Raw genomic sequence first — 12,036 nt, 5'->3', positions numbered from 1 at the left:
TGAAGATTGTGTGCACCACAACGCGAAAGGTGAATCACACCCAATGGCACTCAAGAACAACAAGCCTCATGAGGTGGACAAAGACCAAGACTCAGCAATGCTGATCAATGGCCGCCTGCAAAAGATCCCTGCGCGCCCAACAGAGGAATTTACTCGCCCCACCCTCGCTGCTGGTGCAGTGTTGTGGCGCGGTGATATCACCAACCCCGATGACATCGAGGTTGCTGTCATCCACCGCCCCCACTATGACGACTGGTCACTAGCCAAAGGCAAAGTAGATCCAGGCGAATCCATCCCAACAACAGCGGCTCGAGAAATCCTGGAAGAAACAGGATATGAGATCCGTCTTGGAAAACTCATTGGCAAAGTCACCTACCCTGTTTTAGATCGCACCAAGGTGGTCTACTACTGGACTGCGCAGGTCTTGGGTGGCGAGTTTGTTCCAAACGATGAGGTTGATGAAATCCGATGGCTGCCGGTAGATGAGGCATGTGAACTTCTTAGCTACCAAGTTGACACCGAGGTTTTAGCCAAGGCTGCTAAACGGTTCCGCACCCCAACAACCACGCGAGTATTGTATGTTCGTCATGCTCATGCACATGGTCGCCAAACGTGGGCTGGTGATGACAATAAGCGCCCGTTGGACAAAAAGGGGCGTCGACAAGCAGAAATGCTGGTGCCTATGGTCTTGCCTTTCAAGCCGACCGCAATTTATTCGGCGGTACCCGATCGCTGCCAAACCACCGCACTTCCGCTTGCCGACGAACTCGGCCTCGATGTGTCCGTCAACCGACTGTTCGGCGACGACGCCTGGGCAAGTGATCCCGAGGCCTGCAAGAAGCGCTTCGCTGATGTGGTTGCGCAAGGAGGCGTGCCCATGATCGTTGGACAGGGCACCATCATTCCGGAGATGATCGCATGGCTTTCAGAAAATGGCACACTGCCGATCAATGAGAAGATTAAGACGAAAAAAGGCAGCGTGTGGGTGTTAAGCTTCCACGATGGTGTGCTCACCGGTGCTGATTATTTGGCAAGTCCACTGCCGGTTAAGTAGCAGTACGTTTAAGCCTCTTTAGAAGCAATTCTGAAGAGGTACTTTTATGCTTTTTGGGGCATGTTTTTGGTTGTCAGAACCTGTTTTGCAGCCCCCTTGTATTAAATCACCTGGAGTTTTTAAACAATCGCGTTTAACAGGCCGTTTAAGAGCCCGAAACTTCCAAATGGGTATTTGTATCGCCGAAGGCCTCAAAGGGCTTGAGAGACGATCCTGTGAGGTCACTTTTTCTAGCCCAATATTTAAGTGTTGAGCTTCATTTCATCTGGAGACCAATTCAGCCACTTCAGTGGAAATTTTTGGTCGGATATGGCGAGATCCCGGCCTGTAAATTTCATCTGGCGACCAAGAACCGTATGCGCTTCTTTGGATTTGGTCGCATGCGCTGGTTCCACGACGCTGCCCCAACTAGATCGCGAAAAACCCAGCAGTTATATGTCAGCCGCGTTAATCGACATATGAAAGCACCCCGTGCTGCTAAACACAGCGCGGGGTGCTTTCGGTTTTTGATAGAAATTAAACGTTGGTGCGTGGCTTAAACGCAGGACGCTTGGCCTCGTATGCCTCAATTTCATCAATCTTGCGTAAGGTCAGACCTGCATCGTCGAGGCCTTCCATCAAACGCCAGCGGATGTATGGATCAACTTCGAAGCTGATCACAACATCGCCTGCGGTGACCTGCTGCTTTTCCAGGTTCACGGTGAGTTCCAGACCTGGGGTTTGTTCCATGAGCTTCCACAGAAGTTCAATGTCGGATTGTTCCATGATGCCGGTCAACAGGCCTGCTTTTCCTGAGTTGCCGCGGAAAATATCGGCGAATCGGGAGGAGAAGACAGCGCGGAAACCGTAGTCCATGAGTGCCCAAACGGCGTGTTCACGGGAGGATCCGGTACCAAAGTCAGGACCTGCAATAAGCACGGATCCGTTTTTGTAGGTCTCAGTGTTAAGAACAAAGTCAGGATCGTTGTTGCGCCAGTTGGAAAACAGTCCGTCTTCAAATCCTGTGCGGGTAACGCGCTTGAGGTAGACCGCTGGGATGATCTGGTCAGTATCTACGTTGGATCGCTGCAGTGGAACGCCAACGCCGGTGTGGGTGGTAAATTTCTCCATTGTATTGTGGCCTTCCTTTAAAGATCTGCAGGTGAGGACAGGGTTCCGCGAAGTGCGGTGGCGGCTGCAACTGCTGGGGATACCAGGTGGGTGCGCCCTCCAGGGCCTTGGCGTCCTTCGAAGTTTCGGTTGGAGGTTGATGCAGAGCGCTCGCCTGGCTTGAGTTGGTCTGGGTTCATGCCAAGGCACATGGAGCAACCTGCGGTGCGCCATTCAGCGCCTGCGTCGGTGAAGATCTTGTCCAGGCCGAGTTCTTCTGCTTCTTGCTTGATCCAGGTTGAGGATGGCACGACCATCATGCGGATGCCGTCCGCAATCTTCTTACCCTTGAGGATATCTGCGGCGATCTGCAGGTCTTCCAGGCGGGCGTTGGTGCAGGATCCTAAGAAGACGGTGTCGATCTTGATGTCACGCAGTGGGGTTCCTGGGGTCAGGTCCATGTACTGCAGTGCCTTTTCAGCGGCTGCTTTGTCGTTGTCGTTGGTGAAATCGTCTGGGCTTGGTACAGATTCACTCAGTGGCAGACCTTGGCCTGGGTTGGTTCCCCAGGTGATAAATGGGGTCAGTGCGGAGCCGTCGATTTCTACGACCTTGTCAAAGGTTGCGCCTTCATCAGTAGGCAGGGTCTTCCAGTAGGCAACTGCTTCATCCCAGTCAGCGCCCTTTGGTGCCATTTCGCGGCCCTGAACATAGTCAAAGGTGGTTTGATCAGGTGCGATCATGCCAGCACGTGCACCAGCTTCAATGGACATGTTGCAAATGGTCATGCGAGCGTCCATGGACAGTTTGCGGATTGCCTCGCCGCGGTATTCCAGAACATAGCCCTGTCCGCCACCGGTACCGATCTTTGCGATGATCGCCAGAATCAGATCCTTTGAGGACACACCTGGCTGCAGTTCACCAGATACTTCAATGGCCATGATCTTGAAAGGCTTCAGTGGCAGGGTTTGGGTTGCCATGACGTGCTCAACCTCTGAGGTACCAATACCAAAAGCCATGGAACCAAAAGCACCGTGGGTGGAGGTGTGGGAGTCACCGCAGACAATGGTCATGCCTGGCTGGGTTGCACCCAGCTGTGGGCCAACGGTGTGCACGATGCCCTGGCGGACATCGCCCATAGGGTGCAGTCGTACGCCGAATTCTTCACAGTTGTCGCGCAGTGTGGATACCTGAAGGCGCGAGATTTGGTCATTAATTTCCAGCAGGGAGCCGGTCTTAATGCCTTCGGTGGGCACGTTGTGATCTTCGGTGGCTAGGTGCAGTTCTGGGTGGCGCAGTTTACGGCCGGTCATACGCAGGCCGTCAAATGCCTGTGGTGAGGTTACTTCATGCAGCAGCTGCAGGTCGATGTAGAGAAGATCGGGTTCACCGTTTTCTCCCTTGGACACGACATGGTCGCGCCACACCTTTTCTGCCAGGGTCAGCTTCTCAGTTGAGGTGCTGTTATCCACGGGGCTGGTCATGGAACTCACCGTCCTTACAGTGCGTAAAAAATTTCAGGAATTCTCGGACCACATTCCAGCAAGTAAATCTCACAATGTGGGACAAGAATTTCGTTGTCTGAGACAGTATAACCCAAAACGTGCCAAAAATGTCACGTCCTGCGTTTAAGATTTACCTCACACTATATCCAGCACCCCTGCGCAGAAGGGATTTCTAAAACGTTTCAACCCCAACGTGCACGCGTCTCACTCTATGAAATGTTAGATTCAAAGAATGGGACAGCAAGATATTATCGACGACACCACCGAAAGCGGCATCAAGGTTCTAGACCGCACCGTTTTGGTCCTCAACGCTATTGCGGAGCAACCTCGCTCGCTTGCAGAGCTTGCAGCAGCGACAGACCTCCCCCGCGCCACCGCTCACCGATTAGCATCAGCGCTTGAGGTCCACGGCATGCTCGCTCGATCCAGGGATAACCGCTGGACCATCGGTGCGCGACTTGCTTCCCTTGGGGCTCGTGGCGCCGACACATTGATTGATACCGCCGTACCAATCATGGCTGAACTAATGGAACGCACCGGCGAATCCGTTCAACTTTATCGCCTGACAGGCACCACGCGCACCTGTGTGGCCAGCCAAGAGCCACAATCAGGTTTGAAGAACGTGGTGCCCGTCGGCACGCGCATGCCGTTAAATGCAGGATCCGCAGCCCGCGTTTTCGCAGCTTATCTCCCCATTCCATCTGCCGCTTCATTCACGCGTGAAGAACTTGATCAGGTCCGCGCCACCGGCCTGGCGGAATCGGTCGGCGAGCGCGAACTCGGCCTCGCCAGCCTCTCCTCCCCCGTGTTCGACGCCAACGGCTCCATGATCGCCGCGCTGTCCATCTCCGGCGTCGCAGAGCGCCTCAAGCCACATCCGGCAGCCATGTGGGGCACCGAGCTTATCGACGCCGCCGAGCGCCTAGGCGCTCTTCTTTAGCTTTTCGACGCTTTCCCCCAGCTGTTTATTCAATTGGTTTTCCCCCAACCTCACGGTGGATACGCGCAAAATTTCCGTATACCACCACAGCTGCTGCTTCTTCCCAGCATTAAACCGCTGCCACAAGTGCTCCCCGATCTCATCAAAATCATCCAAAATCGACATGAGATTGTGTAGTTTATCCGCCGTAGAAATCAGTACTGCCTCTTTCGATGCATGAAATTCCAAATGCTCGATGTAGGCATCGGCTCTAACCTGCCAGCTGGGATGCTCAATTTTGGTCAAATCCTCAACCAGCTCACGAACCCTTACCCCAAAGTCCTGTTCCATTTGCACAGCATTGTATTTCTCAGGCACATCTTCCAAGGTGTCATGCAGCAATCCGGCAATTAACACATCTTCATCATCAGTGACCTGGCTGAGCAAAAACATCACCGCGTACACATGCGAGACATAAGGAATCCCGCTTCCTTTTCGAACCTGATCGCGGTGAGCTACGGCAGCTATATTAAGAGCACGCCTTAAACGAGGTGAAAGATCCATTAATCCTGCTTTGATAGCGTTCCAATCTCTGTTCCATCTTGATCAAACAGATGGAGTGAATCGCCTTCAATTTCTGCACGAGTTGCAGAACCCAACCAGGCATCTACCCCTTCACAAAACATCATGGTGCTTCCCAGCGGAGACAATTCCACATGCTGATCGACTAATTCCCACGAACCAATCAGGCGATTACACCCATCTGTCCCGCTAATCGATCCATCTTCTGCCAACGTCAGTTCAGGCTGCGGCGGCTCACTACTTCCCCACGTTCCTTCAAAAGTAGGCGCATCACTTGTCGAGCTACACCCCAACACCGTTGAAGCAAGCAAGGGACACATAGCGCCAACCAGCAGCACTCTGACGTATTTGAGGCTTTGGTTTCTCATACTCTCAACAGTAGTGACAAATCCGCACTTAAAACCACCTTTATACCATATGATTTGGTATACACAACCAATCACCAAAGAACAGGATTGACCATGCTAGATACACTTAATGATCAATTTCAACTCTTCATTGGCTCGATCAACGAGAAGCTCACCATCCCGGTGATCGCTGGCCTTGCAGTACTAGGAGTTTTATCCGGCGGCGGAGCATACCTGTCTTATGACACCACCATTTCCTCCAATCCACCGGAGTACCACCAACCAGCGCAGCAATAATTCATCGTTTTAACCAGCAGAATCTACATAAATATGTACATTCTGCTGTTTTTCTTTAGCCAAAAACACTACGGTGGAAAGTGCATCAGCCAACTCGAGAACCTACCTCAAGGAGAAACCGATGCAACACCACAAGAATGTAGCTCTTGTCATTGGATCAATTGGACTGCTTACGCTTTCTGCATGCTCTTCCACGGAAAGCACAGGAGCCACCGAAAGCCCCGTTGCGTCCCAAACCACGGAAACCGTCGTTGCTTCTGAAACTGAAACGGTGCAACACACCACCGAAGTTGTAGAAACTTCAACAGAAGCAACCACCGCAGCTAACGTCGATGAGCCCGTCGAAAATGCCGATCTTCCCTACTCCGGAATTGGTGTTGGCTCACCATTTTCGCTCAACGGCGAAGACGCAACCGTGTGCATCTACGGTGATGGCTACGGAACAAACGTGTGGGCAGCAGGTAGCAACACCAGCTGCGAGTTCGTCAGCGCAGTCCACCATGAGCTTGTCGACGACCTCAACCCCACCACCGACAACATCCGCGACCATCTACCCGCCACGGTCACAGCAACAAGCCCCACTACCGGAGAAACCTACGATCTCACCTGTAGCCAACGCGGAGATGCCCTGGTTTCCTGCCGAGGTGGCAACAACGCCTCAGTGCATTTCTACTAAACAAAACGTTCCTATGCCAGGTGACGCTTGGGTATAGGAACATTTTGTTTATCCCTCGAGGGCTGCCTTCATGCACCGCATTGCAGCAAGCGTCTTTGGCACGCCAATATATGGCATCAAGTGCACGAAACACTCCGCTACTTCTTCTTTGCTCATGCCCGCAACATCCACGGCAGTTTTAATATGGCCAGTTAGCTGAGGCTCCACCCCACCCATCGCAGCCAGGGCTGCCATATTCAGCATCTGGCGATCACGAAGCTCAAGCCCCTCACGCTGATATGTGCCACCGAATACCGCACCAACAACCCAATCGGAGGAGCCTGGCGCGAACTCATCTAGTTGCTTCTTCCATGCAGCAGCACTCTCTGGCGACTGCGTCTCTTCCACGAACTTATTACCCTTGTCCATGCTCAGTTCCATGAGATCTCCCCTTTACCTAACACAAGTAATGACTTAAGCGCCACCACCATATCAGAAAAAGTGCAGGTCAGAATCATAAACAAAAGATCCCGGTAATACCGAGATCTAGTAGTGGTAACGGGCTTGAAGGATTACTAAATCATCGTTTTTAACAATATAAACCAGACGGTGTTCCTCAGTGATCCGACGTGACCACGCCCCTCGTGCCCCATACCTTAATTGCTCAGGCTTTCCTATCCCTCCAAAAGGATCACGCAGACATGCCTCAATGAGCGTATTTATACGCTTGAGCACCTTGCGATCCGTAGTCTGCCAGAAAATATAGTCTTCCCATCCAGCACGATCCCATACGAGTCGCATCAGATTACTCCGTATCAAGCTCGTGGACTTCAAAGACTCCTTCGGTAGCGCGCTCATATGCATCTAACAGCCGGCGTGCATTCGCCGGCGAACGGAATAGATAAGCTGTTTCCTGCCATGCAGCGTAATCATCGGCAGGCATTAATACAGCATTTCCTTTTCGGGAAACTATCTCAATTGCTTCACGGTCGTTATTTACTTTCTCTATCAGCGGAAACAAGGTCTTACGTGCCTCACTTGCACTAATGGACATCAAATCACCTCCAAGAATGTTGTACCGATTTATTGTACGAGTCTACAAAATGAGTGTCAATGAAACTTGCACGCTGTCACTACAGTCACTAATTCCCCTCGAGGAGTAGACGAATCACCCAACAGTGAGATCGAGAAAAAGATCGATTGCCGGTAAGTATGGGCACTTAGAGCGAAACGATCAGATCTTCATCAAATTTTAAAAAGTGATTTGAGACGAGAGCTCGTCGAATTAGCTCACCGTTAAGCCAATACAATGACAGAAACTTCTAAGCAAGAGATTCCACGCTTGACGGGAGATCCAGTGGTTTAAGCTTCGGCTCCTAAATCGTGGGGTTGCGTGAGTCGGGTAAGAACGCAGCACAGGGTTCTCAAAATAGGTAGAGAGCTTTTTAAAGTCACAAGGGTCACTTAAAGTGCTCAACCAGCTGGAATGGGAGTTAAAAAGCCTGCAGGTACCCTTTCCGCTGAAATAACAATAGAGCATCCAACCGGAAGCTTCATCCCTTAAAAGTCATCCGATAACTCTTCATCACGTCAGCTATAAATGCTTCAACTGCCTTTTCAACAGCCGCGCAAACAACTGCAATAGGTCAGTCAGTAAACTGATGCGTTAGTCGTTTTTTCAGCAGAGTTATCGCGCTTCAGCTCTCATTGCCCCTTGACCCTCACGCGACCGTCCCCGAGGAGAGCATCAAGTGAAGTAACACGACCCGCCGTCGCCTCTTGGCATATTTCAACCAAATCGCGTTGATCCACCACGTAGACCGGAAGCGGACATGGGAATGGACCTAGAAAGGTATTGTCATCAATGTAGTGCGTCATCCGGCGTGGCCCCATTAAACGGGTGCCGAATTCGGTCTCCGTGGCTGTACCCGTTACTGAAATAATGATGGCGTCGAGCGCAGTGGGCAGGTACCTGCCTTTAGTGATTACTTGCGAGATAATTTCCCAGTTCGGAGAGTTTGGTTCGGTGTACCACGTGTCTTCCCGCCAGTTGCCAGGACCTTCAAGATACTCGGGGTCATCAATAAGGTGTTTGTAAACGGGGGTCTCTCGCCACACGACACTTTCCACCATGACGGTTCCCTTCGAGCTAAGAACTAGGTGATCAATGTCAGTCTTTAAATGCCCGTTCTCAAAGATTTCAAGTCCGTGAATTACGTCAGTGTCAACGGACAACTTTTCCAGTTCTTTAGCGGCTTGTTCTTCCCCAAGAACCCCGCGTACAAGCATCCCTTCACCATAACTAAAAGTTGTGTCACCAATATCGACCCCTCGTCGAACAGCTTCGACTTCCTTGGTCAATGCTTCCCTGATGCGATCCTTTTTCACAGGACCAGTGGTGAATCGAACTTTTTTCATATCGGGTCCGTCATGTACCCAAGTAAAGACAGCCCAAACCAGCACAGCAACAATAATGCTTAGGTTAACGAAGCCAGCAACTCCCACTACAAGTCCTGCTGCCCAACTGAGCAGTGTAGCTTTCCATGAGCCTTGATAACGATGGATGAAAAAGTACCAGGAAACCATGAAGAATATAACGGTCCACAAAGGTGCTTCTGTCAGCCATCCTCCCAATAATGTAATAATTAATACGGGAATCAGGCGCGTAGCCAAGGTGAATACACTTAAGGCGGTAGAGGGAGCGCCGTAGCGAATGGATTGCCGGTTTTCCGCCCGAGCGCGATCGAATCGCTGTTCAGCAATAAAGTCAACAACGCCGAAACCCGGCTCTCCTATCGATCTAGCCATATGAAGGTGCCTTTCTGAGAAGAAACTTAAAATCAGGCGCGTTGTAAATATACTCGATTAGTCACCAGATCAAGGGGCTTAATTCAAGAAATTTTTAGGACCAAAATGACCTAACGCCACCTTCAGCATCTCCAAGGAGTCACAGTAGAAAAGCAAAAGCAGCTGTACAAGATTCTCGATTCTTGTACAGCTGCGTTATTTGTACCCCGTACGGGATTTGAACCCGTGTTACCGGCGTGAGAGGCCGGCGTCCTAGGCCGCTAGACGAACGGGGCGTGTTCGTGTTTTTACGACTTGATAACAATAAACCACGAAACACGATTCATACAAATAGTGTGGTCACACCCTATTTTCACAAGGCTCAAGCCCCTAAACCTGTAACGACACCTTCTTTCGAATAATGGTTTCGAATGAAGGTGTCTGGGTTTATAAGGGTCGTTGTGTAGTTCTTGACTGACCCTCGTAGCTTCTCTCAGTGGCTTCAACCTGCTGCCACCGCTTTCCGGCGTCTGTGCGAAAGTTTCGTCAACTCGAGTTAATTGTTCTCGTCGTTGCGTCCGCTATTGCCCGCTGCGGGCCTAATGTGCCGAGTGTGGGTTGCTGAAGGTGGAGAAGCTGGGTGTCAGTTGACTGCAACGATGTGTCATGTCGAGGCGAGCTCCTGATTCACGCATCTCTAGCGCTTGGAATCTTTGGTTATGGCGATGCCAGCTGCCAGGAGGACGGCGCCGTTGCGTCCGAACTTCTGATTCATTCCACTTACTGCCATACACTCTCCTTTAACTGGTCGGTTCCATTGACTCCAGAGCGCCCTTTCCGAAGCCTTCAAAGTTGTATTTATGCTGGTTAGAGCAACAACCTGTCGGTGATCGGCTATGAACTTCTCTGTATGAACCTGACTTTAACCCGAAGCGAAATGTCGGTAAAGGGTTTAAGAAATTCAGCATGTAATGGAAGAAAAAGCATCACCCCCGCTTTTTCAATAGTCGCATTTCAATCATGCCGTACGTTTGTCCTGGGCGGGGGTGATGTCAGACGTCGTTACCAAAACGAAAGCATCCACCTTCGTAGTGAAGGTGGATGCTTTCTGTTGTACCCCGTACGGGATTTGAACCCGTGTTACCGGCGTGAGAGGCCGGCGTCCTAGGCCGCTAGACGAACGGGGCATTAGGACACGATCAATGTTTTTATCCAGCTGATCGCAGCTGGCCTACCAGGACTCGAACCTAGAATGACGGTACCAGAAACCGTTGTGTTGCCAATTACACCATAGGCCAATCGTTTTTCAAGATTGTAAATCTTGTAAAACTAAAAACTTACTGCAAATAAAAGATGCAGAGTACCCCGTACGGGATTTGAACCCGTGTTACCGGCGTGAGAGGCCGGCGTCCTAGGCCGCTAGACGAACGGGGCATTAGGACACGATCAATGTTTTTATCCAGCTGATCGCAGCTGGCCTACCAGGACTCGAACCTAGAATGACGGTACCAGAAACCGTTGTGTTGCCAATTACACCATAGGCCAATGTTAAAAACTTACACACCGAATAACTTTTATGGCGCGCTGTTCAACGAGGAATACTATAACCACAACCATGCGATACGGCCAAATCTGCAGGCAACACCCTCTAGCCAAAGTAGGCTAACAGTGTTAGCCTTGAGGGAAGTTGCCCACCATCATCACGAGAGATGAAGCTGATGAAAACTAAGAAGCGCTCCCGCATCTTGTTCACTGCACTAGGAATTGTCGTAGCTCTACCTGCCCTCTCCTTTGGTTTAAGCCACCTCTTCCCTGCCACGACCACCAGGGAAATCACCATCGATGCCCAACCAGAGCAAGTGTGGGAGGTGTTAAGCGATTTGGAGTCTTTCCCACAATGGCATCCCACCATCACCACGCTTAGTGGTGAAGCAGTGGTTGGGAACACGGTGGCGTTTACCAATGAGGAGGGGGGTTCGTCGATAAGCTTTACCCCGACCGTGCTCGCGGCGGAACCCGCTAGCGAGCTGCGCTGGCTGGGGCATGTGGCGTTTCCGGGGCTGATGGATGGTGATCATTCATTTGTGCTTGAGCCTGAAGGTGCGGGGACGAGGATGACGCAATCGGAAAGTTTTACCGGAATTCTTGGAATGTTTGCGCCACTGTTTATGGATTTGGGGGCATCATTTGAGGCGTCCAATCAAGCGCTTGCAAATTTTGTGGAGAGTAAATTTCAGTGATTTTTCCCGATCCACCAACCGGTCGCCTAGCAGACATTATTGATACCGCGTGGCGGCTTGTGGAGACCCATGGCTGGGCGAATGTGAGCACACGCATGTTGGCGAATGAGTTAAATATCAAGGCGCCGTCGCTGTACAAGCATGTGAAAACGCGTGAAGATATTGCTGCGCACATTGCAACGAAGGCATTTATTCAGCTGGGGCAGGGCTTGCATGAGCACTGTGACAGCGTGGAGGATCTGCTCTCTAAATATCGCTTAATGGCTAGGGAAAACCCTAATATCTACCGGTTGTTAACTAGTTCAGAGTTCCCGCGTGATCGTCTTCCAGAGGGTTTGGAAACGTGGGCAGGCACACCGTTTTACCTGGTCACTGGTGAAGATCCGATTAAGGCTCAAGCGCTGTGGGCGTTTGCACACGGCATGGCCATCTTGGAGATCGACGCACGTTTTGCTGGTGCCAACAATGGCTCACCGGCAGATGGTGTGTGGGAGGTCGGCGCGCAGGCGTTTAGTGTTGGCGAGTCGGGGGTTCAAGAGGTTAAAAAGCGCTAGGATATGG

At 51.2% G+C, this 12,036-nt stretch carries 14 protein-coding genes and 5 tRNA genes; 6 read left to right on the top strand and 13 right to left on the bottom strand.

Annotation, left to right across the window (positions count from 1 at the left end; all coding sequences use genetic code 11):
* The first annotated feature begins 43 nt into the window (after positions 1-43).
* The gene (locus tag N24_RS07220) at positions 44-1,054 is read left to right on the top strand and encodes an NUDIX hydrolase (protein WP_167382054.1); all 1,011 of its coding nucleotides are present in this window, start codon (positions 44-46) and stop codon (positions 1,052-1,054) included.
* Positions 1,055-1,570: 516 nt separating this feature from the next.
* On the opposite strand, the gene leuD is transcribed toward N24_RS07220, so the two are convergent.
* Both leuD and leuC read right to left on the bottom strand, forming a co-directional pair.
* Complete coding sequence (gene leuD, locus N24_RS07215; RefSeq protein WP_096455623.1) at positions 1,571-2,164, bottom strand: 3-isopropylmalate dehydratase small subunit; 594 nt, start codon at positions 2,162-2,164, stop codon at positions 1,571-1,573.
* A 17-nt stretch (positions 2,165-2,181) separates the two neighbouring features.
* On the bottom strand, positions 2,182-3,627 hold the full coding sequence (gene leuC / locus N24_RS07210) for a 3-isopropylmalate dehydratase large subunit (RefSeq protein ID WP_096455621.1): 1,446 nt from the start codon (positions 3,625-3,627) through the stop codon (positions 2,182-2,184).
* Positions 3,628-3,880: 253 nt separating this feature from the next.
* Between leuC and N24_RS07205 the strand changes: the two genes are divergently transcribed.
* Positions 3,881-4,588, top strand: a complete 708-nt coding sequence (locus N24_RS07205) for an IclR family transcriptional regulator (RefSeq protein ID WP_077311966.1) — start codon at positions 3,881-3,883, stop codon at positions 4,586-4,588.
* Here N24_RS07205 and N24_RS07200 read toward each other — a convergent pair.
* On the bottom strand, positions 4,571-5,131 hold the full coding sequence (locus tag N24_RS07200; RefSeq protein WP_096455619.1) for an HD domain-containing protein: 561 nt from the start codon (positions 5,129-5,131) through the stop codon (positions 4,571-4,573). The genes N24_RS07205 and N24_RS07200 overlap by 18 nt on opposite strands.
* A complete protein-coding gene (locus N24_RS07195; protein ID WP_231910926.1) occupies positions 5,131-5,517 on the bottom strand; it encodes an META domain-containing protein in 387 nt (128 codons plus the stop codon). Before N24_RS07195 ends, N24_RS07200 begins: the two co-directional genes overlap by 1 nt.
* Positions 5,518-5,610: 93 nt before the next feature.
* On the opposite strand from N24_RS07195, the gene N24_RS07190 reads away from it, so the two are divergent.
* Both N24_RS07190 and N24_RS16565 read left to right on the top strand, forming a co-directional pair.
* Positions 5,611-5,793, top strand: coding sequence for a hypothetical protein (locus N24_RS07190; RefSeq protein ID WP_096455617.1), 183 nt, complete (start codon positions 5,611-5,613; stop codon positions 5,791-5,793).
* 121 nt (positions 5,794-5,914) lie between these two features.
* Positions 5,915-6,469 (top strand): hypothetical protein, encoded by a 555-nt coding sequence (locus N24_RS16565; RefSeq protein WP_231910924.1) that lies wholly within the window; start codon positions 5,915-5,917, stop codon positions 6,467-6,469.
* Between the two features lie 48 nt (positions 6,470-6,517).
* Here the strand turns inward: N24_RS16565 and N24_RS07180 are convergent, their stop codons facing one another.
* The 9 genes from N24_RS07180 to N24_RS07140 form a co-directional block, all read right to left on the bottom strand.
* The gene (locus N24_RS07180; RefSeq protein ID WP_096455615.1) at positions 6,518-6,889 is read right to left on the bottom strand and encodes a carboxymuconolactone decarboxylase family protein; all 372 of its coding nucleotides are present in this window, start codon (positions 6,887-6,889) and stop codon (positions 6,518-6,520) included.
* A 105-nt stretch (positions 6,890-6,994) separates the two neighbouring features.
* Positions 6,995-7,249, bottom strand: coding sequence for a Txe/YoeB family addiction module toxin (locus tag N24_RS07175; RefSeq protein WP_096455613.1), 255 nt, complete (start codon positions 7,247-7,249; stop codon positions 6,995-6,997).
* Positions 7,250-7,253: 4 nt separating this feature from the next.
* Entirely contained in the window at positions 7,254-7,502 is a 249-nt protein-coding gene (locus tag N24_RS07170; protein ID WP_096455611.1) for a type II toxin-antitoxin system Phd/YefM family antitoxin, read from the bottom strand.
* Positions 7,503-8,152: 650 nt separating this feature from the next.
* Positions 8,153-9,256, bottom strand: a complete 1,104-nt coding sequence (locus tag N24_RS07165) for a nuclease-related domain-containing protein (protein ID WP_096455609.1) — start codon at positions 9,254-9,256, stop codon at positions 8,153-8,155.
* Positions 9,257-9,458: 202 nt separating this feature from the next.
* Positions 9,459-9,531 (bottom strand) — tRNA-Glu (locus N24_RS07160).
* An 818-nt stretch (positions 9,532-10,349) separates the two neighbouring features.
* A tRNA-Glu gene (locus tag N24_RS07155) sits at positions 10,350-10,422 on the bottom strand.
* Positions 10,423-10,461: 39 nt separating this feature from the next.
* Positions 10,462-10,533 (bottom strand) — tRNA-Gln (locus tag N24_RS07150).
* 63 nt (positions 10,534-10,596) lie between these two features.
* Positions 10,597-10,669: transfer RNA gene (locus N24_RS07145), tRNA-Glu, on the bottom strand.
* Positions 10,670-10,708: 39 nt separating this feature from the next.
* A tRNA-Gln gene (locus N24_RS07140) sits at positions 10,709-10,780 on the bottom strand.
* 173 nt (positions 10,781-10,953) lie between these two features.
* Here N24_RS07140 and N24_RS07135 point away from each other — a divergent pair.
* Both N24_RS07135 and N24_RS07130 read left to right on the top strand, forming a co-directional pair.
* Complete coding sequence (locus N24_RS07135; RefSeq protein WP_167382053.1) at positions 10,954-11,475, top strand: SRPBCC domain-containing protein; 522 nt, start codon at positions 10,954-10,956, stop codon at positions 11,473-11,475.
* The gene (locus N24_RS07130; protein WP_231910923.1) at positions 11,472-12,029 is read left to right on the top strand and encodes a TetR/AcrR family transcriptional regulator; all 558 of its coding nucleotides are present in this window, start codon (positions 11,472-11,474) and stop codon (positions 12,027-12,029) included. The genes N24_RS07135 and N24_RS07130 overlap by 4 nt, the downstream gene beginning before the upstream one ends.
* The last annotated feature ends 7 nt before the right edge of the window (positions 12,030-12,036 follow it).

The sequence above is a fragment of the Corynebacterium suranareeae genome (assembly GCF_002355155.1).
Lineage (GTDB): Bacteria > Actinomycetota > Actinomycetes > Mycobacteriales > Mycobacteriaceae > Corynebacterium > Corynebacterium suranareeae.
Note: the sequence above shows the minus strand (reverse complement) of the source record. Positions and strands in the feature narration are given on the sequence as shown.